Here is a 25380-nt window from a genome sequence, read left to right as displayed (position 1 = left end):
CAGAAACCATCTGGCCCGACATTGCCCCCGGCGCCCCGGGTTTCGCCTTGCCATATATTTTCAACTCATTGTTTTAAAAATAAAAAATCAACCGATTGCATGTCCGCCCGGTTACTGGGTATAGTCGGATGTTGCATAATGAGACATAAATAATAAACCCCTGTTTTGCTTTAGTTTCTGCGCAGTCGCAACGATACAGAGGGATACATAGGCCCGCTGCGCCTTGTCGGAATGTACGTCTTGTTTCGGGGTGGTAGATGCTGACAGTCGGTCTGGTGAGTTATGCCGCCGGTACCCTTGCGGCGCTGGTCCTTGCCCTGGTGCTGCTCACCGGCAAGGCGGGCGGCTTGCGCAAGCATCTGCTCATGCTCGCCGCCGCGACCAGTGCCCTGTGGATGGGCATCTCCGTTGCCCACAGCGCCGGGCAGACCCATTTCTATTTCACCCTGCTCACCGAACTGCTGCGTGACTTCGCCTGGCTGATCTTTCTCGGCGGGGTGCTGACCGCGCTCATCCCCGAGGCCGCGCGCGCCCATCGGCGCTTCCGCAGCCTGGCCATGCTCTCCGGCGGTTATCTGCTGCTGGTGGCCAGCATGACCACCTACCGCTTCGCCGGCGGCGAGGTTTTCCACATAGGGATCGGCATGGACTGGCTGCTGGCGGGCTATCTGGTTGTGCCCATCGGCGGCCTGGTGCTGGTCGAGCAGCTGTTCCGCAACACCCGGGTGGATGCGCGCCGCGGCATCAAGTACCTGTGCCTGGGTACCGGAGGACTGTTCGCCTATGATTTCTACCTCTATTCCAACGCCCTGCTGTTTCAGGGCATCGACCCCAACCTGTGGCAGGCCCGCGGCCTGATCAACGCCGTCGCCATTCCGGTGGTGGCCGTCGCCGTGCTGCGCGACCCGCGCTGGTCGGTGGATATCTATGTCTCGCGGCGCATCGTCTTCCACACCGCCGCCCTGCTCGGCGCCGGCCTGTATCTGCTGGCCATGGGGGTGGGCGGCTACTATGTGCGCAACTTCGGTGGCAGCTGGGGCGCGGTCGGGCAGGTGATCTTCTTCTTCGGCGCCATCGTGGTGCTGGCGGTGCTGTTCCTGTCCGGCCCGGTGCGCGCCAGCCTGCGGGTTTTCATCAACAAGCACTTCTTCCATTACAAGTACGATTACCGCGACGAGTGGCTGCGCTTCATCGCCACCCTGTCGCAGCGCGAGGCCGACGAGGCCCTGGAGCCGCGGGTGGTACAGGCCATCGCCAACATCATTTCCAGCCCGGCCGGCATTCTGTGGTGGAAGCGCGACGGTGCTTTCCGGCCCATCGCCAGCTGGCACGCCGGGCATGACGAGCTGCCCCCGGTGCAGGCGGCGGATTCGCTGCCGCGTTTCCTGGACGATCAGGAATGGGTGATCAACCTGGAGGAATACCGCAGGGATCCGGGCTTCTATACCAATCTGCAGCTGCCCGACTGGATCTGCGATATCCCACGGGCCTGGCTGATCACGCCCCTGATCCTGCACGACGAGCTGCTCGGCTTCATTCTGCTGGCGCGGCCGCACGGCCAGCACCAGTTCAACTGGGAGGACTGCGATCTGCTCAAGACGGTCGGCCGCGAGGCCGCCAGTCATCTGGCCCAGTACGAGGCATCAAGGGCGCTGGCCGAGGCGCGGCAGTTCGAGACCTACAACCGCCTGTCCACCTATGTCATCCACGATCTGAAAAACCTCATCGGCCAGCTCTCGCTGGTGGTCACCAACGCGGAGAAGCACAGGCACAACCCGGCCTTCATGGAGGACGCGATCCAGACGGTGGACAACTCGGTGAGCAAGATGAACCGCCTGCTGGCGCACCTGCGCAGCGGCGATGCCGCCGAGCAGCAGCGCGAGCAGGTCGATCTGTGCCCGCTGCTCGAGGAAGTGGCTCGCACCATGGCGGGGGGCAGCCCCCGACCGTCCGTGGACTGTCAGGCGCGCGGACTGTCCATCAGCGCCAACCGCGAGCGCCTGGCAGCGGTGATCGGTCATGTGGTGCGCAACGCCCAGGATGCCACTCCGCCCCAGGGACAGGTGATCGTGCGCCTGTTCAAGCACAACGACATGGCCGTGATCGAGGTGCAGGACACGGGTGCGGGCATGGACGCGGCCTTCATCCGCGAACGCCTGTTCAAGCCCTTCGAGACCACCAAGGGTCAGGCCGGCATGGGGGTGGGGGCGCACGAGACACGCGATTTCATCCGCAACCTGGGCGGCGAGGTGGAGGTCATCAGCCGGGTGGGCGAGGGCACCTCGTTTCGCATGCGGGTGCCGATTAGCGAAGAAAATCGAAATCGGATAGAGTTGCAGCTGATAGGCAATCTCTGATTAGTCCGTCTTTGCGAGGCGCGCAGCGCCGCGGCAATCTCTAACTGGCTGATTCTGCGTTACGAGATTGCTTCGCTACGCTCGCAATGACAGGACTATCTGAATTGATCAGGGATTCCCAATAGATAATAACAGGACGCCGAATGACGGACGAATCCAAGAAACTACTGGTTGTTGAAGACGATCCCGGACTCCAGACACAGCTCAAATGGTGTTTTGACGACTACGAAGTCATCATTGCCGGTGACCGCGAGGCCGCGCTGGCCGAACTCAGGAAACATCCCTTTCCCGTGATGACACTGGATCTGGGGCTGCCGCCGGACGACGGCGGGACCAGCGAGGGCTTCGCCACCCTGGAGCAGGTGCTCAACGACTACCCCGAGACCAAGGTGATCGTGGTCACGGGCAACAATGAACGCGAAAACGCCCTGCGTGCGGTCGGACTGGGCGCCTACGACTTCTTCTACAAGCCCATCGATTCCGATCTGCTGGGTTTCATCGTCAACCGCGCCTACCGCCTGCACGAGCTGGAGGAGGAGAACACCCGCCTGCATACCCGCCGGCCGGAGTCGCCGCTGGAAGGCGTGCTCACCGGCAGCGAGGAAATGATGGAGGTCTGCCGCACGGTGGAGAAGGTCGCCCCGGCCGATGTCTCTGTGCTGGTGCTCGGCGATTCCGGCACCGGCAAGGAGCTGATGGCCCGCTCGCTGCACGGGCTGAGCCGGCGCAACGACGGCCCCTTCATCGCCATCAACTGTGCCGCCATTCCCGAGAACCTGCTGGAGAGCGAGCTGTTCGGCTACGAGAAGGGGGCCTTCACCGGCGCCGTCAAGACCACGCCCGGCAAGATCGAGACCGCGCACGGCGGCACCCTGTTCCTGGACGAGGTCGGCGATCTGCCCATGCCGCTGCAGGCCAAGCTGCTGCGTTTCCTGCAGGAGCGCACCATCGAGCGGGTCGGTGGACGCAAGGAGATCCCGGTCGATGTGCGCGTGCTCTGCGCCACCCACAAGGACCTGCAGCAACTGATCCGCGACGACGATTTCCGCGAGGATCTCTATTACCGCATCAGCGAGATCAGTATCCGCATACCGCCCCTGCGCGAGCGGGTCGGCGACGTGCTGCTGCTGGCGCGTGCCTTCCTTGAACGCTTCAGCGAACAGCACGGCAACAAGATCAAGAGCTTCAGCAAGGATGCCATCGCAGCACTCGAGGGCTATCACTGGCCCGGCAACGTGCGCGAGCTGGAGAACCGGGTCAAACGCGCCGTCATCATGGCCGAGGGCAAGCAGATCAGCGCCCGCGACCTGGAGCTCGGCGGCGACAATGCCAACGACGCCCAGAGTTTCGACCTGCGCGAGATCCGCGAACAGGCCGAACGCCAGGCCATCCTGCGGGCCATGAATCACTCCGGCGGCAAGATCTCCCAGGCCGCCGAATTATTGGGCGTCAGCCGGCCGACCATGTATGACCTGTTGAAGAAGTATGGGTTGAAGACGTGAGGCGTGAGGCGTGAGACGTGAGACGTGAGACGTGAGGCGTGAGACGTGAGGCGTGAGGCGTGAGACGTGAGACGTGAGACGTGAGACATGAGGCGTGATGCGTGATGCGTGATGCGTGACTTTCCTCCTCCGTCACCCCGTCCTCCTCCGTCATCCCCGCCCTCCTCCGTCATCCCCGCGCAGGCGGGGATCCAGACACCGTCGCGGCCACTGGACTCCCGCCTGCGCGGGGATGACGGGAGAATAGAGCCACTCACCTTGCTTCTCAGTGATTGTTATCCGACATGGAGGTTGGATAATGAAAAGGCAGCCCTGCGTATATATCCTGGCCAGCAGAAGAAATGGAACTCTGTACACAGGTGTGACTTCCGACCTGGTCAAGCGCGTTTGGGAACACCGTAATCACGTGGTTGAAGGTTTTACCTGCATGTATGGCGTCGACATGCTTGTCTGGTATGAACCGCATGAAAGCATGGATGCGGCGATTCGCCGGGAGAAGGCAATAAAGAAATGGCGGCGTGTCTGGAAACTCAGGATGATTGAGGAAATGAATCCTCAGTGGAGAGATCTGTATTCAGACCTGCTGTGATTACACAGTGATCAGTGATGCTGTCCGCAACGGCGGCTACTCCGTCACCCCTGCTATTCAGTCATTTCCACCACCCCGTCATTCCCGCCACCCGTCATTCCCGCCACCCGTCATTCCCGCCACCCGTCATTCCCGCCACCCGTCATTCCCGCCACCCGTCATTCCCGCCACCCGTCATTCCCGCCACCCGTCATTCCCGCGCAGGCGGGAATCCATGGGGCCGCGGAGTCTGGATCCCCGCCTGCGCGGGGATGACGGAGAAGAACGGGGATGACGGAGAAGAACGGGGATGACGGAGAAGAACGGGGATGACGGAGAAGAACGGAGATGACGGAGGAGGAATGACGCGCCTCACGCTTCACGACCCGAACGCCGCCCCCACATGCGCGGCAAACTCCTCCGGCCCCATGTAGCCCATGATGCGGTAGCGGCGCAGTTCCTCGCCGTTGCGGTCATAGAGGATGAGGCTGGGCGGACCGGGGATGCGGAAGTGCTTGAGCAGTTCCTTGTCGATCTCGTCGTTGGCGGTGACGTCGGCCTTGAGCGTGACGGTATTGGCCAGCGTCTGCTGTACCTGCGGGTCGCTGAAGGTGTTCTTCTCCATGCGGTGGCAGTCGGTGCACCAGTCGGCATAGAAATCCAGCAGCACGCTCTTACCCTGATTCGAGGCGGCGGCAACCTCGCGCTGCAGGTCGTCCAGGCTCTTGATGGTTTTGAACTCGATGCCCTGGACCTGGGCCTGGGCGGTGGTACCGCCGCCGGTCAGGGCCACCCCGCGCAGCGGCTGCAGGGTATCGCGGCCGCCGGCGGCCACGCCGATGAGCAGGATCACGCCGTAGGCCAGCAGCAGTACGCCCATACCCTTGAGCAGTTTCTGCCAGCCGCTGGCGTCCACGTCCAGCCGGTCGGTGGCGCCCATGTAGATGGCGCTGATGATGAACAGGCCGGCCCACAGCAGCATGGCGGCGGCGGTGGGGATGATGCGCTCCAGCATCCAGATGGCCACGGCCAGCAGCAGCACGCCGAAGGTGGCCTTGATGGCGTTCATCCAGTCGCCGGCGCGCGGCAGCACCTTGCCCGCGCCGGTGCCGATGGCCAGCAGCGGTGCGCCCATGCCCATGCTGAGAGCGAACAGGGCCGCGCCGCCCAGCCAGGGGTCGCCGGTCTGGCCGATGTAGATCAGCGCGCCGGCCAGGGGCGCGGCCACGCAGGGGCCAACGATCAGCGCCGAGAGAAAGCCCATGATGGCCACGCCGGTGAGGGTGCCGCCCTGCTGGCGGTTGCTCAGCTCGTTGAGCTTGCTCTGCAGGGAATTGGGGATCTGCAGCTCGTAGAAGCCGAACATGGACAGCGACAGGGCCACGAAGATGACCGCGAAGCTGCCCAGGATCCAGGGGTTCTGGAAGGCGGCCTGCAGGTTCTCGCCGGTCAGGCCCGCGATCACGCCGGCGACCGTGTAGGTCAGGGCCATGGCCAGCACATAGACCAGTGACAACACGAAGGCGCGCCGCGTGGTGATGTCTTCGCCCTGGCCGACGATGATCGAGGACAGGATGGGGATCATCGGGAACACGCAGGGCGTGAAGGCCAGCAGCAGGCCGAAGCCGAAGAAGGTGAGGATCACCAGCAGGGTATTGCCGCTGGCCAGGCTGGCGGCGATGCGGTCCTGCTCGGTGACGGGGGCGGCGTCATCCCCGCCGTTCCCGGCGGCATCATCCGCGGACAGTTGCGCGACAGTGGCCGCGGCCGCGGGCAGATCGAGGTCGAGTTCCCGGGTCTGCGGCGTGTAGCAGATCCGGCCCTCGGCGCAGCCCTGGTAGCCGACGGCCAGGCGGATGGCGGTCGGCTCGGAGCCGGTGCGTTCCAGCGGGACGGTGGCGGTCACGCCGTCGTGATAGACCTCCACCCGGCCGAAGTTTTCGTCATCCTTCATCTCGCCGGCGGGGAAATCGGCCTCGCCCAGCGCCACGCCCTCGCCGTCGAGCCGTTCGAAACTGAACCTGTCGCGATAGAGGTAATAACCGGGGGCGATCTCCCAGTGTACCTGCAGGGTGTTGCCGTCGATGACCTCGGTTTCCAGCCGGAAGGCCTCGTCCACGTCCAGCAGGTCGCTCTCCATGCCGAAACCGCCGCCGCCGAAGCTCTGCTCGCCGGTGGGCGGGGCGGCATCGCCCGGGGCGCTGTCCGCCGCGGCGGGCAGGGCCAGGGTCAGCTTCTGGGTGTGCGGGGTGTAGCAGATACCGCGCGAGTCCATGCAGCCCTGGGAGACGGCGCGCAGCACGAATTCCTCCGGGGCGCCGGCGCCGCGCTCGACCGGGGCGGTGACGCTGAGCCGGTCGAAATAGACCTCCACCTCGCCGAAGGTCTCATCCTGCTTGAGTTTGCCCTGAGGGAAGTCGGGGTCGCCGAGCGTGACACCGTCGGTGTCCGAATGCAGCTGCACCCGGCTGCGGTACATGTAGAAATCGTCGGCGATGTCCCACGTTACCCGCACCCGGTCCTGGCCGACCATCTCGGCCTGAATGGCGAAGGCCTCGTCGGCCGGGAGCAGTTCGTCATCGCCCCAGAAGGCGTGCGCAGCAAAGGGCAGGAGCAGGGCGAGCAGCAGCGCGCCCGGGTGCAGGAATTTGGTCATTGAAGCAGTACGCTCTCGTCGATCCAGTCCAGGTAGCCTTTCAGGCCGTCCACGATTGGGACTGCGATGATTTCAGGAAGTTCATAGGGATGGACCTCGACCACGGCCGCCTTGAGGGCCTCCAGGGCATCGCGCCGGGTCTTTATGACCAGCAACTGTTCGATGTCTTCCTCCACCTCGCCCTGCCAGCGGTAGACCGAGGTCAGGTTGGGCAGGATGTTCACGCAGGCCGCCAGGTCCTGTTGCACCAGGGCCCGGGCGACGCTGCGGGCGTCGGTTTCCGGCGCGGTCACCAGTACGATGCAATATTTTTCGGTCATGGCGGCAAGATAACCAAGTCGGTGGTTGAGGGAAACCCTTGTTTACCGGGACGGTCCAGGGCGGGGGGTTATTTCATTGGGAGGAGTGAGGACACGGGGTCTGTCCCGAATGACACTTGCCTGGACGTCATTGCGAGCGAAGCGTGGCAATCTCATACTGCGGAATCAATTGGTTGGAGATTGCCGCGTCACTTTCGTTCCTCGCAATGACGAGTGTTGTTTGGCTTGGGAAAACACCTTTCGGTGCTGTCCCCTACTTTCTGGAGCGAGCGAATACGGATGTTGCCGCCCCCCGGGCCATCCGTTAAGGTTGCCGGGATGAACCCCTTTGCTGTCCTGCTCCTGCTGTTTCTCGCTGTCCCCCTGGTCGAGATCTATTTCCTGATCAAGGTCGGCGGCTGGATCGGCGCCGCGCCGACCGTCTTCATGGTGGTGTTCACCGCTGTGCTGGGTGCCCTGCTGCTGCGCCACCAGGGCTTTTCCACCCTGCAGCGGCTGCAGCTGTCCATGGCCCGCGGTGAGCTGCCGGCGGTGGAAATGCTGGAAGGCGTGGTGCTGGTGGTCAGCGGCGCCCTGCTGCTCACCCCGGGCTTTTTCACCGACGCCCTGGGCTTTCTCGGCCTGATCCCGCCCCTGCGCCAGGCCCTGATCCGGGCCTGGATCGCCCGCCAGCTCGGCGGCGGCGGTCCGGGCGGCCCCGGTGCCGGCGGGGCCGGCGGCCAGCCCAAGGGGCCGGTGACGCTGGAAGGTGAATACACCAAGGAAAAAGACGATAAATCAATAGAATAAGAAATGCGAGTCTGTCACCCTAAATTCCGTCATTCCCGCGAAGGCGGGAATCCAGTAGCCGCGGCGATCCCTGGATCCCCGCCTTCGCGGGGATGACGGGACTAAAGTGACTGGTTCGCGGGCAGGTCCGTTCTACATTAATAACTCAACTTTATTGATGGAATAATAAATTTAATTCGCCTGCCCCTTGAATCTGCCATACTCGCCGCTATTATTAGCACTCACTACAAACGAGTGCTAACACTCACAACCCAGTGACCAAGATTGGTTTTTAAGGAGAGTGCCAGATGAATATTCGTCCGTTGCATGATCGCGTGATCATCAAACGTATGGAAGAAGAACGCACCACCGCCGGTGGCATCGTGATCCCGGACACGGCAGCTGAGAAACCCATCCGCGGTGAGGTCATGGCCGTGGGTAACGGCAAGATCATGGAGAACGGGGAACTGCGTCCGCTCGACATCAAGGTCGGCGACAAGGTCCTGTTCGGCAAATACTCGGGTACCGAGGTCAAGGTCGAGGACCAGGACCTGCTGGTCATGCGTGAAGAGGACGTGATGGCCGTCATCGAGGGCTGAGCCCGGACTGTCACCAGACGTCGTAACAGAATTCGTCTCAGGAGAGGAAACAGAACATGTCAGCAAAAGAAGTCAGATTCAGTGATGATGCGCGTCAGCGCATGGTCAAGGGCATCAACATCCTGGCCAACGCGGTCAAGGTCACCCTGGGCCCGAAGGGCCGCAACGTGGTGCTGGAGAAGGCCTTCGGCGCTCCGACCGTGACCAAGGACGGCGTCTCCGTCGCCAAGGAGATCGAGCTGAAGGACAAGTTCGAGAACATGGGCGCCCAGATGGTCAAGGAGGTCGCCTCCCAGACCTCCGACGTGGCCGGTGACGGTACCACCACCGCGACCGTGCTGGCCCAGAGCATCTTCAAGGAAGGCATGAAGGCCGTCGCCGCCGGCATGAACCCGATGGATCTCAAGCGCGGCATCGACAAGGCCGTGATCGCGGCCACCGAGGAGCTGAAGAAGCTCTCCAACCCCTGCTCCGACACCAAGGCCATCGCCCAGGTCGGCACCATCTCCGCCAACTCCGACGAGTCCATCGGCAAGACCATCGCCGATGCCATGGAGAAGGTAGGCAAGGAAGGGGTCATCACCGTCGAGGAAGGCACTTCCCTGTACAACGAGCTGGACGTGGTCGAAGGCATGCAGTTCGATCGCGGCTACCTCTCGCCCTACTTCGTCAACAACCAGCAGAGCATGAGCGCCGAGCTGGATGACCCCTACATCCTGATCCACGACAAGAAGATCTCCAACATCCGCGAGCTGCTGCCGGTGCTGGAAGGCGTGGCCAAGGCCGGCAAACCGCTGATGATCATTGCCGAGGACATCGAGGGCGAGGCACTGGCCACCCTGGTGGTCAACAGCATCCGCGGTATCGTCAAGGTCTGCGCCGTCAAGGCCCCCGGTTTCGGCGACCGCCGCAAGGCCATGCTGCAGGATGTCGCCATCCTGACCGGCGGTACCGTGATCTCCGAAGAGACCGGCATGAGCCTGGAGAAGGCCACCCTGGATGACCTGGGCAACGCCAAGAAGGTGCAGGTCACCAAGGAAAACACCACCATCATCGATGGCGTCGGCAAGAAGGAAGACATCGAGGCCCGTGTGAGCCAGATCCGCGCCCAGATCGAGGAAGCCACCTCCGATTACGATCGCGAGAAGCTGCAGGAGCGCGTGGCCAAGCTGGCCGGCGGTGTGGCCGTGATCAAGGTCGGTGCGGCTACCGAGATGGAAATGAAGGAGAAGAAGGCGCGCGTCGAAGACGCCCTGCACGCCACCCGCGCCGCGGTCGAGGAAGGCGTGGTGCCCGGTGGCGGTGTGGCGCTCATCCGCGCCCGTGCCGGCATCGAGAAGCTGACCGGCGACAACCACGATCAGGACGTCGGCATCAACATCGCCCGCCGGGCGATGGAAGAGCCGCTGCGCCAGATCGTCGGCAACACCGGTGAGGAGCCCTCCGTCATCCTGGCCAAGGTCGAGGAAGGCAAAGGCAACTACGGCTACAACGCCGCCACCGGCGAGTACGGCGACATGATCGAGATGGGCATCCTGGATCCCACCAAGGTGACCCGTACCGCGCTGCAGAACGCCGCTTCCGTCTCCGGGCTGATGATCACCACCGAGTGCATGGTGGCTGACGTGCCGTCCGAGGAAGGCGAAGGCGCCGGTGCCCCCGACATGGGTGGCATGGGTGGCATGGGCGGTATGGGCATGATGTAAGCCCGGCCGTTCTGCTGTCGCCAGAAACGGAGAACCCCGCCCTTGTGGCGGGGTTTTTTTATGAATAGGTGCCAGGGAACCTCTGATTTATCCGTCATTGCGAGGAGCGTAGCGACGCGGCAATCTCTAACCGACTGATTCTGCTGTACGAGATTGCTTCGCCAGGCTCGCAATGACAGTCCGTAAGCCGGAATAAGGGGCGCAGGCCCGTTTCCGGCAGCTGTCCGCGCAGTTGCCGGGAACGCGGCGCTTATCCCGACCTGGGTTCTGATTTCCGTCATCCCCGCCTGCGCGGGGATGACGTCCCACCATAAAAAAACGGGCCGCGAAGGCCCGTTTTTCCATCCGCGGAAGCGGTGCGCTTACACACTGATATATACCCATCCCTCCTGCAGCCGGGTCAGAATCTGGTCCAGCGCATTCGGGGTGGTCAGGGCCTGCGGCAGCAGGGGCGGGACCTGGTTGCGGTGTTCGCGTTCCAGCATCTGATTGATGGCGGTCTGGCAGGCGAAGAAGGTCAGTTCCTCGTACCTGAACTGCAGATCCTCGATGCGGTCGGCGAAAGGCGAGATGTCGGCCCGCAGCAGGTTCAGGCCGCCGGCATTGGCCACCAGTTCCAGTTCCACCGGCACATGGCGCGCGCGATAGGTCTGGAGCAGGCGCTCGGTGGTATTCAGCGCATCCTCCAGCTTCTGCGGGTCGTCGGTGCTGATGTGCAGCAGGATCTTGCGTCCGCCCTGGATGGTCGGGGCGTCATCGACCCGGGCGGTCTGGAAGGCCTTTTCCTCGTCGAGATACATGGCCTTGACGTCCAGGGAATTGGTCGCGGGATACTGCTGACCGTGCGTGATCCAGCCGATCACCCCGCCGACGGCCAGCAGGGCGGCGGCGGCAGTGGCCTGCAGCGAGCCGCGCATGGCACGCGAGGGCCTGGCGTGCTCGGGTCGGACCGAGGGCAGCTCATAGGCATGCTGGACCAGCTCGCGCAGCCGCTTGAGCTCGCAGGCGCGGTGGCTCAGCTCGTTGTCCGACTTGATGCTCGCCAGGATGCGGCTCTTTTCATCGGCGTCGAGCTGATTGTCGATGAAGGCGTTGAGATGCTCGTCGGAGATGAGCTTGTCATCGGACGACATTACTTGATCCTCCTGATACGGGTCGGGGTCTCATCTGTTTCGGCGTCGCGCATCAGATCCGTTTCCAGCAGTCGGTCCTTGAGTGCCCGGCGTGCCCGGCACAGCCGGCTCATGACCGTGCCCACCGGTACCCCGAGAATATTGGCCACTTCGATATAGGAGCAGCCCTCCAGATCCACCAGGGTCAGCACCTGCCGCTGCCCCATGGGCAGGGTGGCGATCGCACCGCGTACCTCGGTGACCACCTGATGGGTGTGGCCCTCTTCCTCCGGCGAGGAATCGCTGACGAAGGGGATATCGTCGATATCCACCGTGTCGCGGCTGCGCCGGAAGTGATCACGCCAGGCGTTGTTGAGGATGCTGAACAGCCAGGTGTCCAGCGCCTCCAGTTCGCGCAGCTGATTCGACTTCTTCAGGGCCTTTTCCATGGTCTCCTGTACCAGATCGTCCGCCAGCGCCGGTTCGTGGCACCAGGAATAGGCGATGCGAAAGAGCCGATCCCGGTTACCCTCCAGGCGTTGGCGAAACGCCTGGTTCCGGCCGAAAAGCTTGACCAGTTTCATTGTCTCTCCTCTAGCCCCCGGCGGTGCTGCTGCCGGCTGCGCCCCGTCCCTGCTTGTGGGGACGGCTGTTGTGTCAGAACCTGCCAGTAAAGACGCCCGTTCGCGAGGGATTATTCCATAAATTACAGCCCGGTGCCGTCCGGGCTGCGGTGGCGTTCGGCCCGCGGCGGGGCCTGTCGTGAACTGCGGAAATGGAAGGTAGGAATAAATCTAATGGGGGCAGCGTCTAGGAGGGTGTACAGGGGCCGTTCGGTTGACATTGTCTCCCTCCACTCAAGGCTATGTTTTCTCTCCGAACACGTACTCCTCCACCCCTGTGAGGCTTGCCCCGGCCATCCAGGCCGGGGCTTTTTTAATCATCCGCCAGCTTCAGCCCCAGCCCGCCGCCGGCAGTGGCGATGTTGCTGCTCGGGGTGTCGTCCTCCTCCAGGCTGAAGGAGTCGCTCTTCTCGGCCAGTGCCTGCTCGGCGTCCTCTGCCGTGAGATTGATGCGCAGGCGCAGGTTGTTGGGCGAGTCGGCGTTGCGCAGCGCCTCTTCCAGGCTGATGCGGCCTTCCATGTAGAGGTTGTAGAGCGCCATGTCGAAGGTCTGCATGCCCAGGTTCTCGGACTTCTCCATCACCTCCTTGATCTCGTGCACGTCGCCGCGGCGCACCAGGTCCTTGACCAGCGGTGTGCCGAGCAGGATCTCGATGGCCGCGGTGCGCTGGCCGTCGGTGGTCTGGACCAGGCGCTGGGAGATGAAGGCGCGCAGATTCAGTGACAGGTCCAGCAGCAACTGGTCACGTTTCTCCTCGGGGAAGAAGTTGATGATGCGGTCCAGCGCCTGGTTGGCGTTGTTGGCGTGCAGGGTGGACAGGCACAGGTGGCCGGTCTCGGCGAAGGCGATGGCGTGCTCCATGGTCTCGCGATGGCGGATCTCGCCGATCAGGATCACGTCCGGCGCCTGACGCAATGTGTTGGCCAGCGCGTCCTCGTAGGAATCGGTGTCCAGCCCGACCTCGCGCTGGTTGACGATGGATTTCTTGTGCGAGTGAATGAACTCGATCGGATCCTCGATGGTGATGATGTGGCCGGTGGCGTTGGTGTTGCGATAGTCGATCAACGAGGCCAGCGAAGTGGATTTGCCCGAACCGGTCGCGCCCACGAACAGCACCAGGCCGCGCCGGCTCATCATCACGTCGGTGAGGATGCTGGGCAGGCCCAGGTCCTGCCAGGCCGGGATCTCGGTCTTGATATTGCGCACCACCATGCCGATGCTGTTGCGCTGCTTGAAGATGTTGACGCGGAAGCGGCCGACATTGTGCTCAGAGACGGCCAGGTTCATTTCCGGCTTCTTCTCGAAGTCCTTCTGCTGGGTCTCGCTCATCAGGGAATAGGCGATCTCCCGGATACGCTCCGGCGTCATGGTGGCCTTCTCCACCACCTTGAGCTGGCCCTGGAACTTGGCGCAGGGCGGCGCCCCCGTGCTCAGGTACAGGTCGGAGGCGTCCTTCATGACCATGATCTTGAGATAATCCTTGAATTCCATTCTTATTCACCCCGGGTTGTGCGATACATATGGCAGTCGTTTCCTCCTGGCCGTCATTCCCGCGAAGGCGGGAATCCAGTGCCTGACAGAGCAAACAAACCCTGGATCCCCGCCTTCGCGGGGATGACGAGGCTAAAGTAAGTGCCATTCAGCCCTGGCCTCATACAGATTGAGACTCCCTACTGTGTCGGCCCGGGGCGGAGCGGCTTGAGACGGCGGTGACTGGCCTAACTGCGCCGGCAGGTTCAGAATAGAGCGCAAACACGCGAGAAAACACGACATTAAGGAACCCGTGTGAACCCCGTCACATTTGAGGATATCGCCGCCGGGCTGCCCGAAACCCTGCGCGAGGACGTCCAGCGGGCCTGGGAGCGTTACCGCGAGCAGGCCGCGGAAGCGGGCGCGCGCATCCCCGGGCACCCGGATTTCCTGCGTCCCCTGGCCCGGGTCTGGGCGGCGAGCGAGTTCGTGGCGCAGAGCTGTGAACGGGAGCCGGAGCTGCTGGCAGAATTGCTGGAGTCCGGTGAACTGCTCGCCGACACGGCTCACGGCGAGCTGCGGGCCCGGGCCGGGGCGGCGGTGGCCGAGGTGCTCAACGCCTTCGATCTGGGCGAGGCCCTGCGCCGCTTCCGGCGCCGGGAGATGGTGCGCATCGCCTGGCGCGACCTGGCCGGGTGGGCCGGGCTCGACGAGGTGCTGCGCGAGCTGACCGAGCTGGCCACCGCCTGCCTGCAGGTGGCGCTGGACCGGCTCCACGCCTGGCTGTGCCGGGAGCTCGGCACCCCGAAGGACAGCGCCGGCCGGCCCCAGTCCCTGGTGGTGCTGGGCATGGGCAAGCTGGGGGCCGGTGAACTCAACTTCTCTTCCGACATCGACCTGATCTTCGCCTACCCCGAACCCGGCCGGCTGGGCAAACGCGACGGGCTCAGTTACGAGGAGTTCTTCACCCGTCTGGGTCAGCAGCTCATCGAGGTCCTGAACCGCCAGACCGGCGAGGGCTTCGTCTACCGCGTGGACATGCGGCTGCGGCCCTATGGCGACAGCGGTCCGCTGGTAATGGATTTTGACATGCTGGAGGAGTACTACCAGTCCCAGGGCCGGGAATGGGAGCGCTATGCCCTGATCAAGGCCTGGCCGGTGGCCGGCGACCCGGCGCAGTGTACCGAGCTGATGGAGCTGCTGCGGCCCTTCATCTACCGGCGCTATCTCGACTACGGCGCCTTCGAGCAACTGCGCGAGATGAAGACCATGATCATCCGTCAGGTCCAGCGCCGCGGCATGGAGGACAACATCAAACTGGGTCCGGGCGGCATCCGCGAGGTGGAGTTCATCGGCCAGGCCTTCCAGCTGATCCGCGGCGGTCAGGAGCCGCGGCTGCGGCTGCGTCAGGTTCAGGCCGTGCTGGGCAACCTGGCGTACCTGGACCTGCTGCCGCGATACGCCGTCGAGCGGCTGATCGAGGCCTATCGCTTCCTGCGCCGGGTGGAGAACCGGGTGCAGGCCTTCGCCGACGAACAGACCCACGAGCTGCCCACCGACGAAGCGGGCCGGGCCCGGCTGGCCCTGGCCATGGGGTTCCCCGACTGGGCGGCGTTGCTCAAGCAGCTCGACCGGCATCGCCGCTTCGTCGAGGAGCAGTTCCAGCAGGTGTTCGGCTCGCCCCATACCCGGGAGGAGGAGGGCGACCGCGAGACCGAGGCCCTGGGGGCCCTGTGGCAGGGGCAGCTCGACGACGAGGCCGCCCTGGCCCTGCTGGATGAGATCGGCTTCGAGCAGCCCGACGAGGCCCACCGGCTGCTGGACCAGCTGCACCACAGTCTGGAGAGCCGCGCCATGGGTAAGCGCGGCCGCGAGCGGCTGGACCGGCTGATGCCGCTGCTGCTGGCCGCCATCGGCGAGGCGCGCGATCCCAACGAGACCCTGGCCCGGCTGGTGCGGCTGCTGGAGACCATCAGCGGGCGCAGTGCCTACCTGGCCCTGCTGGTGGAAAACCCCATGGCCCTGTCGCAGCTGGTCCAGCTGTGCGACGCCAGCCCCTGGATCGCCGCCGAACTGACCCGCCATCCCATCCTGCTCGACGAACTGCTGGATCCGCGCACCCTCTACACCCCGCCCAGCCGGAAGCAGCTGGAGGCGATGCTTGACCGGCGCTTCGAGGACATCGCCCCAGACGATCTGGAGACGCAGATGGATGCCCTGCGTCACTTCAAACAGATGGCGGTGCTGCGGGTCGCGGCGGCCGACGTCGCCGGCGCCACGCCCCTGATGGTGGTCAGCGACTACCTCACCGCCATCGCCGAGCTGGTGCTGCAGAAGGTGCTGACCATCACCTGGCACCACCTGGTCGCCCGCCACGGTGTGCCGCGCTGCGGCACCGGCAAGGCGCGCCGCGAGGCCGGCTTCGCCATCATCGGCTACGGCAAGCTGGGCGGCATCGAACTGGGCTACGGCTCGGATCTGGACCTGGTGTTTCTCAACGACGGCGAGGGCGAGGAGGCCCGCACCGAGGGGCCGAAGCCGCTGGACAACGCCGTCTTCTTCGCCCGCCTGGGCCAGCGCATCATCCACCTGCTCAACACCCTGACGCCGGCCGGCGTGCTCTACGAGGTGGACATGCGGCTGCGCCCCAGCGGCGCCTCCGGGCTGCTGGTCACCGACATGGCCGCCTTCGCCGCCTACCAGCACGAGGAGGCCTGGACCTGGGAGCATCAGGCCCTGGTGCGCGCCCGCGGCGTGGCGGGTGATCCCGACACCCTGGCCGCCTTCGAAGCCGTGCGCCGCGAGGTGCTGTGCCGCCAGCGCGACCCGGAGCGCCTGCGCCGGGAGGTGCGCGACATGCGCAGCCGCATGCGCACCGAGCTGGCCCGCAGCGAGTCGGGCCGCTTCGACCTCAAGCAGGGCCCCGGCGGCATCGCCGATATCGAATTCATCGTTCAGTACGGGGTGCTGCGCTGGGCGCACGAGTTTCCCGATCTGGTAAGATACAGCGACAACATCCGGCTGCTGGAAGGGCTGGCCGGGGCCGGCCTGATGCCGGAGGACGATGTCCGGGTGCTCGGCAATGCCTACCGCGCCTACCGCAAGCGGGTGCACAACCTGACCCTGCAGGAGGTCCCGGCCCTGGTCTACCAGGGTGAATTCATCCAGACCCGGGCGGCGGTGCTGGGGATCTGGAAGCGGATATTCGAAGGCGGGGATTCGTAGCCGGGTTGTGCAGCTGTCCTGCTTCAAGCGATTGAAAGATTCCCGTCATTGCGAGCGAAGCGCGGCAATCTCTCAATCCTGACCGCAGATTCATGAGATTGCTTCGTCGCTTCGCTCCTCGCAATGACGAAGCCTGGATAGAAGCTACAGGAGAATTACAAGATGTCGATGGCCGATCGTGACGGCGTCATCTGGATGGACGGCGAACTGGTGCCCTGGCGCGAGGCCACCACCCATGTCCTGACCCACACCCTGCATTACGGCATGGGGGTGTTCGAGGGCGTGCGCGCCTACAAGGCGGACAAGGGCACGGCCATCTTCCGGCTGCATGACCACACCAGACGCCTGTTCCGCTCGGCCCATATCCTCAGGATGCATATGCCCTGGAGCGAGGATGAACTGAATCGGGCCCAGCTGCAGGTGGTGCGCGACAACGATCTCGAATCGGCCTACATCCGGCCCATGTGCTTCTACGGTTCCGAGGGCATGGGCCTGCGCGCCGACAACCTGCAGACCCACGTCATGGTCGCGGCCTGGGCCTGGGGCGCGTATCTGGGTGAGGAGAACATGCAGAAGGGCATCCGCATCAAGACCTCATCCTTCACCCGCCATCATGTGAACATCACCATGTGCCGGGCCAAGGCCAACGGCAACTACATGAACTCCATGCTGGCGCTGAACGAGGCCCTGACCGACGGCTACGACGAGGCCATGCTGCTGGACGCCGAGGGCTTCGTCGCCGAGGGCAGCGGCGAGAACATCTTCCTGGTGCGCGACGGCGTGCTCTACACCCCGGACCTGACCTCGGCCCTGGAAGGCATCACCCGCGACACCATCCTGCGGCTGGCCGCCGAGCTGGGCCTCGCGGTGCGCGAGAAGCGCATCACCCGCGACGAGGTCTATGTCGCCGACGAGGCCTTCTTCACCGGCACCGCCGCCGAGGTCACCCCGATCCGCGAGGTCGACAACCGGGCCATCGGCGCCGGCATCCGCGGCCCGGTCACCGAACAGCTGCAGAACCTGTATTTCGATGTGGTGCACGGCCGCCATCACGTGCATCCGGAGTGGTTGACATACATTTAGGTCCCAGGGTCCAGGGCCGGGGAAAACACGGTCAGGCTGCAATGGCACTTGCTTTAGCCGCGTCATCCCCGCGCAGGCGGGGATCCAGCTCCGCGGAAGTCTGGATTCCCGCCTGCGCGGGAATGACGGATGAATTGGACTCCGGGTTGAGTAAGTGCCATTCGGATCTGTCTCGGGTTTTCCGGGATTCCTGGTCCCTGATGCCTGGCATCCAGCACCTGTTTCCGGAGGAAACATAATGACCAACCCCAACACCGCCGCCGCCGCTGGCACCGACGAATTCGACACCCCCAACGCCAGCAACCGCTACGAGGTCACCCGCGATGACCTGCCGCTGCACTGCCCGCTGGACTCCATGAGCCTGTGGGACTCGCATCCGCGCGTCTATCTGCCCATCGAGGCCACGGGCGAGGCGCAATGTCCCTACTGCGGCGCCCTCTACGTGCTCAAGGACCGGGAGCAGGGCTGAAGCGATACAGGCCCGCCAGCATGACGCAGTCCCGGCCCCGGGTGATCTGGCGCTTCGTCGATGGCGTGCACGGCCATGACAACCAGAGCGCCGGCCTGATCGCGGCCCTGCGCGAGCGTGCCGATATCGAGGTGTTCGAGCCGGCCCGGGCGGCGCGCCTGCCGGCGCTGCTGTACTGGGCGCTCGGCCGCTACCCGCCCGGCGCGGCCCTGCCGGCGCCCGACCTGCTCATCGGCGCCGGCCATTCCACCCACCTGTCGCTGCTGGCGGCCCGGCGGGCGCGCGGCGGGCGCATCGTGATGCTGATGAAGCCCAGCCTGCCCTGCCGCTGGTTCGACCTGAACCTGATTCCCGAACACGACGCCGTCAAGGACTGCGGCAACGTCATCACCACCCGCGGCGTGATCAACCGCATCCGCCCGGCGCCGGTCAAGGATCGCGCCCTGGGCCTGTTCCTGATCGGCGGTCCCTCGCGCCACCACGACTGGCAGAACGAGCACATGATGGACCAGGTGCGCTCGGTGGTCAGCCACTTCCCCAACCACAACTGGGAGCTGACCACCTCCCGGCGTACCCCTTCCGGCTGGCTGGACTACCTGCGCCAGCATCTGGAACCCGGACTGCTGCGCCGGCTCACCCTGCATGACTGGCGTGAACTCGAACCCGACTGGCTGGTGCGGCGCCTGCCCCTGGCCGATACCGCCTGGGTCAGCGAGGACAGTGTCTCCATGGTCTACGAGGCCCTGACCGCGGGCGCGGCCGTGGGTCTGCTGGACGTGCCCGCCAAGGGCCGCAACCGGGTCTCGCGCGGTGCCCAGAGCCTGCTGCAGAACGAACAGGTGGTGCGCTATGCCGACTGGCTGACGGGCAAGAAACTCACCCCCATGCGCGAACCGCTGGACGAGGCCGGGCGCTGCGCCGAGGCCATCCTGGCGCGCTGGCCGGTCGGCGGCTGAGCGGGGCAGGCCGGATGAGCGAACGGCCCCTGACGGTGGTCCAGCTGCTGCCCGCGCTCGAGGGCGGTGGGGTGGAGCGCGGCACCCTGGAGGTCGCGCGTGAACTGGTCCGCCGCGGCCACAGCTCCTGGGTGATCTCCGGCGGCGGTCAGCTGGTCTCGCGCCTGACCGGCCAGGGCAGCCAACACCTGCAGTGGCCCATCGGCGCCAAGTCGCCGCTGACCCTGCGCTGGGTGAGCCGCCTGCGCAACTTCCTGGGCGAACAGCGGGTGGACATCCTGCATGCCCGCTCGCGCCTGCCGGCCTGGGTGGCATGGCGGGCCTGGAAGGGCCTGCCGGAGACGGACCGGCCGCGTTTCGTCACCACCGTGCACGGGCTCTACTCGGTCAGCCGCTACAGCAGCGTGATGACCCGCGGCGAGCGGGTGATCGCCGTCTCCGACACGGCCCGGCGCTACATCCTGGACAACTACCCGCAGGTACCGCCGGCGCGCATCGTCACCATCCCGCGCGGTGTGGACCCGGCCGTCTTTCCCCACGGCTATCGCCCGCCTGAATCCTGGGCCCGGGCCTGGTTCGAGCAGTATCCCTTCCTGCTGGAGCGTTACGTGCTGACCCTGCCGGGGCGGCTGACCCGGCTCAAGGGCCACACCGATTTCATCGAGCTGATGGCTCGGCTGGTGGCCGCCGGGTTGCCGGTGCACGGCCTGATTGTCGGCGGCGAGGATCCGCGCCGGCGGCGCTACGCGCACGGTCTGCACGAGCAGATCCGGCGCCGCGGCCTGGGCGCGCACATCACCTTCACCGGTCACCGCATGGACGTGCGCGACATCTATGCCGTCTCCAACCTGGTGCTGTCGCTTTCAAGCAAGCCCGAGTCCTTCGGTCGCAGCGTGGTCGAGGCGCTGTACATGGGCGTGTCGGTGGCCGGTTATGATCACGGCGGCGTGGGTGAGGTGCTGACCCGGCTGTTCCCCGCCGGCCGGGTGCCGGTGGGCGATCTGGATGCCCTGGAACGCACCGTGCGCGAACTCCATGCCCGCCCGCCCGAGATCCCGCCCAGTCGCGACTACGACCTGCAGGCCATGCTGGATGCCACCCTGGACCTGTACCGGGAACTGGCCGGATGAGTGCTGCGGACATCCGCGTCAAGGTACTGAGCCGCGAAGCGCCGGGCGTGTGGGAGCGCCAGCTGCCGGGGACGCAGCAGCGCTGGGGCCGCTGCCGCTTCAGCTTCGATCCGGACGGGCGCGACTACGACTGGCTGGTGGTCTACGACGATCTGCCGCCGCAGGCCGGCGAGCGCCGCTCGCGGCGCATCGAGTCCCTGGCCTGTCCGCGCGCGCATACCCTGCTGGTGACGACCGAGCCTGCATCCATCAAGAGCTACGGCCGCGCCTATACCGATCAGTTCGGCTGCGTGCTCACAAGCCAGGAGCCCTGGGCGCTGCCGCATCCCGACCGCGTGTACGCCCAGCCGGGGCTGCGCTGGTTCTACGGCGTGAGCGGCAGCAGCTTGACCGCCTGGGATGAACTGGCCGCCATGGCGCCGCCGCACAAGACCCGCGACATCTCCCTGGTCTGGTCGGACAAGCGCCAGCGTCATACCCGCCACCGTCAGCGCCACGATTTCATGCGCCGGCTGCGCGCGGCGCTGCCGGAACTCGATGTCCATGGCCGCGGGGGCGGCGACATACGTGCGCTGGATGACAAGGCCGCGGCGCTTGACGCCTACCGCTGCCACATCGCCATCGAGAATCACCTGAGCCCGCATCACTGGACCGAGAAGCTGGCCGATGCCTTTCTCGGCTTCACGCTGCCCTTCTACCACGGCTGTCCCAACGTGACCGATTATTTTCCTGCCGACAGCCTGATCCCGATCGACATCACCGACTTCGACCGCGCCTTGAGTACCATCAAGGCGGTCCTGGCCGGGGAGGGCGAATATGAACGGCGCCTGCCCGCCATTCGCGAGGCGCGCCGGCGGGTGCTGGAAGAGTACAATTTCTTTGCCGCGGTGGCCGGCGTCATCGAGGCCCGCCACGACCGGCCGGCGGCCGCGCCGGGCGGGAAGCTGTATTCGCGCTATGCCCTGCGCCGAGAGCGCCCCGGCGTCGCGCTGGCGCAGCTCTGGGAGAAGGCCCGCGCCCGCATGCGCTGCCTGTATCAACGTGGATGAGCCCGTAGGATGGGTGGAGCGAAGCGCAACCCATCACCTCCAGCGGCCTGGTGATGGGTTATGGCGCAAGCGCCTCCACCCATCCTGCGAAACGGGTCTGGGGAACCTCTGATTAATTAAAAAAACCCCGTCATTGCGAGCAAAGCGTGGCAATCTCGTAATGCAGCATCAATCGGTTGGAGATTGCCACGTCGCTTCTCCCATAGAACCCCTCCGGGGTTCATTATGGGTACCCCACCCTCCGGGTCTGGGCATCGCAATGACGTAATTAATCGGAGGTTCCCTGGATTGCGCCTGCTGAAGGAAACGCATGAACGACACTGAAAACACCATCCTGATCGAAGTCGGCGCCGGCGAGCTGATCGACAAGCTCACCATCCTGCGCATCAAGTCCGAGCGTATGAGCGACCCGGCCAAACTGGCCAATGTGCGCCGCGAGTTCGAGGTGCTGTCGCGGGTACGGGCCGGGACGCTGCCCGCCGCGCCGGAACTGGACCGGCTGGAGGATGAGTTGAAGCAGGTCAATGCCGCCCTGTGGGAGATCGAGGACGCCATCCGCGACTGCGAGGCGCAAAAGGATTTCGGTGACCGCTTCATCGAGCTGGCGCGCTCGGTCTACCTGCGGAACGACCGCCGCGCCGAACTCAAGAAGGCCATCAATGAATTGTGCGGCTCGCGCATTGTCGAGGAGAAATCCTATACCGAGTTCCGCTGATCCCGGCTGTCCGTTCGATGGCGTGCTGCTGATCAATCTCGACAGCCGTCCCGACCGGCTGGCACGCTTTCGCGAACAGGCGGCGGCCGTGCCCGCCCTGGCCGGCTGGCAGCGGCTGGCGGCGGTCGCGGGCACGGTGCTGCCGGGCTACGGCGACGCGCCCTGGTTCCGCGGCCGCAGTCGCGACCGGGCCTGGGCCGGTCGGGCCGGCTGTGTGCTGTCGCACCGTCGCGCCATTGAGCTGGCACGGGAACGGGGCTGGCGCAGCGTGCTGATCCTGGAGGACGACGTCGAGTTCGACGCAGCGCTGGATGCGGCGTTGCGGACGCCGGCGCTGGCGGCGGCGCAATGGGATATCTGCTATCTCGGCTACAGCCGCTGCCTGGGTCCGCTGCAGCGACTGGCGGCGCTCGACGCTGCCACCTCGCTGTATGCCGTGCAGGGTGCCTACACCACTCATGCCTATCTCGTGCGTGCCAGCCTGTATGACTGGCTGTTGCAACAGCTGCCGGATGCAGCCGACGTCTGGCCCTGGCTGGCCCGGCACCGCGCCATCGACCGCTGGTATGCCCGCCACCTGGCCGCGCGGTTTCATGTCGCCGCCGTCTCGCCCACCCGGGTCGGGCAGTTCTCCGACTTCTCCGACATCGGTCAGCGTGCCCCCGGTCCTGATCGTGACCGGCATCTGCACGGGCGGCTGGCGTCGGACCGCGCGGTCGGGCCCGCCGCCTTCCGGCTGGGTCTGGGGTTGCGGCGGTTGCAGTTCGCGCTAACCGGACTCTGGGATGTGCTGCGGGCCGGTATCAAGCAGCTGAGGGGTTTCTGAATCGAATGCCGTTGATTTGGGCGAAAAGACGGTCGTCATTGTGAGGATGCCTTGACCCGGAGGGTAAGGTACCCATGATGAACCCCGGAGGGGTTCTGTGGGAGAAGTGACGCGGCAATCTCTGACCGATTGACTCCGCATTACGGGATTGCCACGGCGCTGTGCGCCTCGCAATGACGGAATAGCGTAGGTTTGGGCTTCACCCAGCCTGGGTCAGATACGGCTCGATCCGCGCCAGCACTTCCTCCACGCTCAACGCGTTCAGGTCGGGCACCGCCACGGCGTCGAAATGCGGTCGCAGGATCCCCGTTCGCCGCGGCGTGGTGTGCGGTCCGAACAGGGCCAGCCCCGGCGCGCCCAGGCAGGCGGCCAGGTGGCTGGGGCCGGTGTCGTTGCCGATCACGAAGGCGGCCTGGCGCAGCGCGCCGGCCAGCTGGAACCAGTTCAGGTAGCCGTCGGGGCCGGTGAGCGTATGGCCGGGGATGGACCGCGCCAGTTCCAGTTCATCCGGGCCGGGCGCGGTGACGACCTCATGGCCGCGTTCGCACAGAGCCGCGGCCAGTTCGGCGTAATGCGGCCAGCGCTTGTGCGGATGGCGCGCCGCGCTGCCGGGGATGAGCACGATATAGGGTCGGCGTACCCCGGCGGCGTCCAGCAGCGCCGTCGCGTCATCGGCCATCCAGCCGACGTCGGGCTCACAGGTGTGCACCACCGGTACCCCGGCGGCCGTGAGCTGGGCCTGGTAGCGCACCACGTCGGGCTCCCCGGCGGCCACCGTGCCGGTGTCACGCGACCAGGGAATGCCGGGCAGGAACAGCCGCCGGTACAGGGCAGTGCGGTCGGAGTTCTGCAGGTCATAGACGAAATCGAAACCCTGCTCGCGCAGCCGCCGGCGCAGTGCGAGCTGCTCCCGCAGCCGGCGCAACGGCAGGCGTGCGTCCGTGATCACGGCATTCACATGCGGACAGCGCTGCATCAGGGTGCGATAGGCGGGTTCCGTGAGCAGCGTGATGCGGGCGTCGTGATGAAAGGCGCGCAGATCCGCCAGCGCCCCGCTGCACTGGATCAGGTCGCCGAAGGCGCCGTGGCGGATCACCAGGATGTTGTGCGTCTCACGCCTCACGCCTCACTCCGCAATATCCACCAGCAGAAACAGGTCACCAGCATCCAGATATTCAGAAAATGCGTCGAGTTCAGCAGCGGATACTCGATGCCGCCGGCCACCACCGCTGCCGCCAGCAGTGCCAGCATGAGCCGGGTCTCCCGGCGCCCGTCGCGTTCCAGCATCAGGGCCAGTCGGCCCGTCGACCACAGCCAGCCGGCCAGGGCGAGCAGCCCGCCGCCCAGAGCCAGGTCCAGCAGCAGGTTGTGCGGTGAGTTGAGCGGCGCCCCGGGCAGGTCGCGGAAGGCGTCGATGCCCCAGCCGAGCAGGGGCGATTCGAGGATCCTGTGCAGACTGAACCAGGCGGCCTCGATCCGCCGCTGGTCGCCGCTGCCGAGTTCGTCGGCGGGGATGCCGCCCGCGAGCACATAGCTGTACGCCAGCGCGACGGCCAGCAGCGTCAGGCCGGCCAGCAGCCGGTGACGCCAGGGCCAGAACAGGATCAGCAGACCGGTCAGGCTGACCAGCACCGCACCGCGCGAATCCGAGCCCCAGATGGCGGTGAGCAGCAGCGCCGTCAGCAGCCATAACCCGATATTAGACGGCCGGGCGCGCAGCAGTCCGGCGCTGAGGATCAGGCCGAGGGCGGCGAAAGTGCCGTAGGGATTGGGGTTGCCCGCAAGCCCCGTGAAATACGGCCTGGGCCAGGCCAGCGGGTCGGCGCCGTGGCGCTGCACCCAGTCGACATGGCCGCTGAGGGCGATGACCGCCAGCGCGCCGAGGGCGATCCAGGCCGCGCCGCGCCGCGTCAGCCAGCCGCGCTGGAACAGCAGCAGCAGCCCCAGGCCGACGCCGAGCAGCCGCAGGTTGAGCTTGATGAGATCGGCCCAGCTGCTGGCGGTCTCCATCCCCGTCAGCTGCTGGCCGATGCCGGCCAGGGTCACGGGCACCAGCCACCAGGCGCTGGCGGCGAGATAACCGCGCAGGGCCGGGGCCCGCCAGTCGGCGCGTCGTGCCAGCAGCAGGGCCAGCATCAGCAGGCCGCCGCTGATGTGCAGGCTGGCCCACTTGGGCGGGATGCTCAGCAGCAGGACGGCGAACAGGCCGTGGGCGGCGATGACGGCAGGGCTGGGTCGATCCATG

At 65.5% G+C, this 25380-nt stretch carries 21 protein-coding genes; 14 read left to right on the top strand and 7 right to left on the bottom strand.

Going from position 1 to position 25380, the window contains the following annotated elements; all coding sequences use genetic code 11:
- Positions 1 to 257: 257 nt before the first annotated feature.
- The 3 genes from prsK (at position 258) to D6C00_RS06475 (ending at position 4448) form a co-directional block, all read left to right on the top strand.
- On the top strand, positions 258 to 2357 hold the full coding sequence (prsK, locus tag D6C00_RS06495; RefSeq protein ID WP_125180974.1) for an XrtA/PEP-CTERM system histidine kinase PrsK: 2100 nt from the start codon (positions 258 to 260) through the stop codon (positions 2355 to 2357).
- 143 nt (positions 2358 to 2500) lie between these two features.
- Positions 2501 to 3859 carry a PEP-CTERM-box response regulator transcription factor gene (gene prsR / locus D6C00_RS06490; RefSeq protein WP_125180973.1) on the top strand — a complete coding sequence of 453 codons (1359 nt, stop codon included), beginning with the start codon at positions 2501 to 2503 and terminating at the stop codon, positions 3857 to 3859.
- A gap of 298 nt (positions 3860 to 4157) precedes the next feature.
- Positions 4158 to 4448, top strand: coding sequence for a GIY-YIG nuclease family protein (locus D6C00_RS06475; protein WP_125180970.1), 291 nt, complete (start codon positions 4158 to 4160; stop codon positions 4446 to 4448).
- A gap of 358 nt (positions 4449 to 4806) precedes the next feature.
- On the opposite strand, the gene dsbD is transcribed toward D6C00_RS06475, so the two are convergent.
- Positions 4807 to 7083: a protein-disulfide reductase DsbD gene (gene dsbD / locus D6C00_RS06470; RefSeq protein ID WP_125180969.1), complete on the bottom strand. Its 2277-nt coding sequence runs from the start codon at positions 7081 to 7083 to the stop codon at positions 4807 to 4809.
- Positions 7080 to 7403 carry a divalent-cation tolerance protein CutA gene (cutA, locus tag D6C00_RS06465; RefSeq protein WP_125180968.1) on the bottom strand — a complete coding sequence of 108 codons (324 nt, stop codon included), beginning with the start codon at positions 7401 to 7403 and terminating at the stop codon, positions 7080 to 7082. Before cutA ends, dsbD begins: the two co-directional genes overlap by 4 nt.
- A 318-nt stretch (positions 7404 to 7721) precedes the next feature.
- On the opposite strand from cutA, the gene D6C00_RS06460 reads away from it, so the two are divergent.
- The 3 genes from D6C00_RS06460 (at position 7722) to groL (ending at position 10476) form a co-directional block, all read left to right on the top strand.
- Positions 7722 to 8192, top strand: coding sequence for an FxsA family protein (locus D6C00_RS06460; protein WP_125180967.1), 471 nt, complete (start codon positions 7722 to 7724; stop codon positions 8190 to 8192).
- A gap of 287 nt (positions 8193 to 8479) precedes the next feature.
- The gene (groES, locus tag D6C00_RS06455) at positions 8480 to 8770 is read left to right on the top strand and encodes a co-chaperone GroES (RefSeq protein WP_125180966.1); all 291 of its coding nucleotides are present in this window, start codon (positions 8480 to 8482) and stop codon (positions 8768 to 8770) included.
- 56 nt (positions 8771 to 8826) lie between these two features.
- Positions 8827 to 10476, top strand: a complete 1650-nt coding sequence (gene groL, locus D6C00_RS06450) for a chaperonin GroEL (protein WP_125180965.1) — start codon at positions 8827 to 8829, stop codon at positions 10474 to 10476.
- Positions 10477 to 10838: 362 nt separating this feature from the next.
- On the opposite strand, the gene D6C00_RS06445 is transcribed toward groL, so the two are convergent.
- The 3 genes from D6C00_RS06445 to D6C00_RS06435 all read right to left on the bottom strand — a co-directional run bounded on the left by D6C00_RS06445 (position 10839) and on the right by D6C00_RS06435 (position 13703).
- Positions 10839 to 11609 (bottom strand): hypothetical protein, encoded by a 771-nt coding sequence (locus D6C00_RS06445; protein ID WP_125180964.1) that lies wholly within the window; start codon positions 11607 to 11609, stop codon positions 10839 to 10841.
- Positions 11609 to 12172 carry an RNA polymerase sigma factor gene (locus tag D6C00_RS06440; protein ID WP_125180963.1) on the bottom strand — a complete coding sequence of 188 codons (564 nt, stop codon included), beginning with the start codon at positions 12170 to 12172 and terminating at the stop codon, positions 11609 to 11611. The genes D6C00_RS06445 and D6C00_RS06440 overlap by 1 nt, the downstream gene beginning before the upstream one ends.
- A 352-nt stretch (positions 12173 to 12524) precedes the next feature.
- Complete coding sequence (locus D6C00_RS06435; RefSeq protein ID WP_125180962.1) at positions 12525 to 13703, bottom strand: PilT/PilU family type 4a pilus ATPase; 1179 nt, start codon at positions 13701 to 13703, stop codon at positions 12525 to 12527.
- Between the two features lie 294 nt (positions 13704 to 13997).
- On the opposite strand from D6C00_RS06435, the gene glnE reads away from it, so the two are divergent.
- From glnE to D6C00_RS06395, 8 genes are all read left to right on the top strand, one after another.
- Complete coding sequence (gene glnE, locus D6C00_RS06430; RefSeq protein ID WP_125180961.1) at positions 13998 to 16907, top strand: bifunctional [glutamate--ammonia ligase]-adenylyl-L-tyrosine phosphorylase/[glutamate--ammonia-ligase] adenylyltransferase; 2910 nt, start codon at positions 13998 to 14000, stop codon at positions 16905 to 16907.
- Positions 16908 to 17069: 162 nt separating this feature from the next.
- On the top strand, positions 17070 to 17990 hold the full coding sequence (locus tag D6C00_RS06425; RefSeq protein WP_125180960.1) for a branched-chain amino acid transaminase: 921 nt from the start codon (positions 17070 to 17072) through the stop codon (positions 17988 to 17990).
- A 238-nt stretch (positions 17991 to 18228) separates the two neighbouring features.
- Complete coding sequence (locus D6C00_RS06420) at positions 18229 to 18459, top strand: zinc-finger domain-containing protein (RefSeq protein WP_125180959.1); 231 nt, start codon at positions 18229 to 18231, stop codon at positions 18457 to 18459.
- A gap of 20 nt (positions 18460 to 18479) precedes the next feature.
- Positions 18480 to 19415 carry a mitochondrial fission ELM1 family protein gene (locus D6C00_RS06415; RefSeq protein WP_158675335.1) on the top strand — a complete coding sequence of 312 codons (936 nt, stop codon included), beginning with the start codon at positions 18480 to 18482 and terminating at the stop codon, positions 19413 to 19415.
- Between the two features lie 14 nt (positions 19416 to 19429).
- Positions 19430 to 20545, top strand: a complete 1116-nt coding sequence (locus D6C00_RS06410) for a glycosyltransferase family 4 protein (protein ID WP_125180957.1) — start codon at positions 19430 to 19432, stop codon at positions 20543 to 20545.
- Positions 20542 to 21594: a glycosyltransferase family 10 domain-containing protein gene (locus D6C00_RS06405; RefSeq protein ID WP_125180956.1), complete on the top strand. Its 1053-nt coding sequence runs from the start codon at positions 20542 to 20544 to the stop codon at positions 21592 to 21594. Before D6C00_RS06410 ends, D6C00_RS06405 begins: the two co-directional genes overlap by 4 nt.
- A gap of 310 nt (positions 21595 to 21904) precedes the next feature.
- Positions 21905 to 22309: a DUF6165 family protein gene (locus D6C00_RS06400; RefSeq protein WP_125180955.1), complete on the top strand. Its 405-nt coding sequence runs from the start codon at positions 21905 to 21907 to the stop codon at positions 22307 to 22309.
- Positions 22310 to 22331: 22 nt separating this feature from the next.
- Positions 22332 to 23135, top strand: a complete 804-nt coding sequence (locus tag D6C00_RS06395; protein ID WP_125180954.1) for a glycosyltransferase family 25 protein — start codon at positions 22332 to 22334, stop codon at positions 23133 to 23135.
- Between the two features lie 199 nt (positions 23136 to 23334).
- Here the strand turns inward: D6C00_RS06395 and D6C00_RS06390 are convergent, their stop codons facing one another.
- Positions 23335 to 24258: a glycosyltransferase family 9 protein gene (locus D6C00_RS06390; RefSeq protein ID WP_241546811.1), complete on the bottom strand. Its 924-nt coding sequence runs from the start codon at positions 24256 to 24258 to the stop codon at positions 23335 to 23337.
- Complete coding sequence (locus tag D6C00_RS06385) at positions 24255 to 25379, bottom strand: O-antigen ligase family protein (protein WP_125180953.1); 1125 nt, start codon at positions 25377 to 25379, stop codon at positions 24255 to 24257. Before D6C00_RS06385 ends, D6C00_RS06390 begins: the two co-directional genes overlap by 4 nt.
- Between the last annotated feature and the right edge of the window lies 1 nt (position 25380).

It is taken from the genome of Thiohalobacter thiocyanaticus, assembly GCF_003932505.1.
GTDB classification, from domain to species: Bacteria; Pseudomonadota; Gammaproteobacteria; order Thiohalobacterales; family Thiohalobacteraceae; genus Thiohalobacter; species Thiohalobacter thiocyanaticus.
This window is presented reverse-complemented; position numbering and strand designations above follow the sequence as displayed.

Excerpts from the sequence above, each read along its gene's own strand:
- D6C00_RS06460 (WP_125180967.1), top strand. The coding sequence starts at position 7,722 with ATGAACCCCTTTGCTGTCCTGCTCCTGCTGTTTCTCGCTGTCCCCCTG.
- D6C00_RS06425 (WP_125180960.1), top strand. The coding sequence starts at position 17,070 with ATGTCGATGGCCGATCGTGACGGCGTCATCTGGATGGACGGCGAACTG.
- dsbD (WP_125180969.1), bottom strand. The coding sequence starts at position 7,083 with ATGACCAAATTCCTGCACCCGGGCGCGCTGCTGCTCGCCCTGCTCCTG.
- groL (WP_125180965.1), top strand. The coding sequence starts at position 8,827 with ATGTCAGCAAAAGAAGTCAGATTCAGTGATGATGCGCGTCAGCGCATG.
- D6C00_RS06420 (WP_125180959.1), top strand. The coding sequence starts at position 18,229 with ATGACCAACCCCAACACCGCCGCCGCCGCTGGCACCGACGAATTCGAC.
- D6C00_RS06440 (WP_125180963.1), bottom strand. The coding sequence starts at position 12,172 with ATGAAACTGGTCAAGCTTTTCGGCCGGAACCAGGCGTTTCGCCAACGC.
- D6C00_RS06385 (WP_125180953.1), bottom strand. The coding sequence starts at position 25,379 with ATGGATCGACCCAGCCCTGCCGTCATCGCCGCCCACGGCCTGTTCGCC.
- D6C00_RS06445 (WP_125180964.1), bottom strand. The coding sequence starts at position 11,609 with ATGTCGTCCGATGACAAGCTCATCTCCGACGAGCATCTCAACGCCTTC.
- prsK (WP_125180974.1), top strand. The coding sequence starts at position 258 with ATGCTGACAGTCGGTCTGGTGAGTTATGCCGCCGGTACCCTTGCGGCG.
- D6C00_RS06410 (WP_125180957.1), top strand. The coding sequence starts at position 19,430 with ATGAGCGAACGGCCCCTGACGGTGGTCCAGCTGCTGCCCGCGCTCGAG.
- D6C00_RS06415 (WP_158675335.1), top strand. The coding sequence starts at position 18,480 with ATGACGCAGTCCCGGCCCCGGGTGATCTGGCGCTTCGTCGATGGCGTG.
- prsR (WP_125180973.1), top strand. The coding sequence starts at position 2,501 with ATGACGGACGAATCCAAGAAACTACTGGTTGTTGAAGACGATCCCGGA.
- D6C00_RS06435 (WP_125180962.1), bottom strand. The coding sequence starts at position 13,703 with ATGGAATTCAAGGATTATCTCAAGATCATGGTCATGAAGGACGCCTCC.
- groES (WP_125180966.1), top strand. The coding sequence starts at position 8,480 with ATGAATATTCGTCCGTTGCATGATCGCGTGATCATCAAACGTATGGAA.
- D6C00_RS06405 (WP_125180956.1), top strand. The coding sequence starts at position 20,542 with ATGAGTGCTGCGGACATCCGCGTCAAGGTACTGAGCCGCGAAGCGCCG.
- cutA (WP_125180968.1), bottom strand. The coding sequence starts at position 7,403 with ATGACCGAAAAATATTGCATCGTACTGGTGACCGCGCCGGAAACCGAC.
- D6C00_RS06475 (WP_125180970.1), top strand. The coding sequence starts at position 4,158 with ATGAAAAGGCAGCCCTGCGTATATATCCTGGCCAGCAGAAGAAATGGA.
- D6C00_RS06400 (WP_125180955.1), top strand. The coding sequence starts at position 21,905 with ATGAACGACACTGAAAACACCATCCTGATCGAAGTCGGCGCCGGCGAG.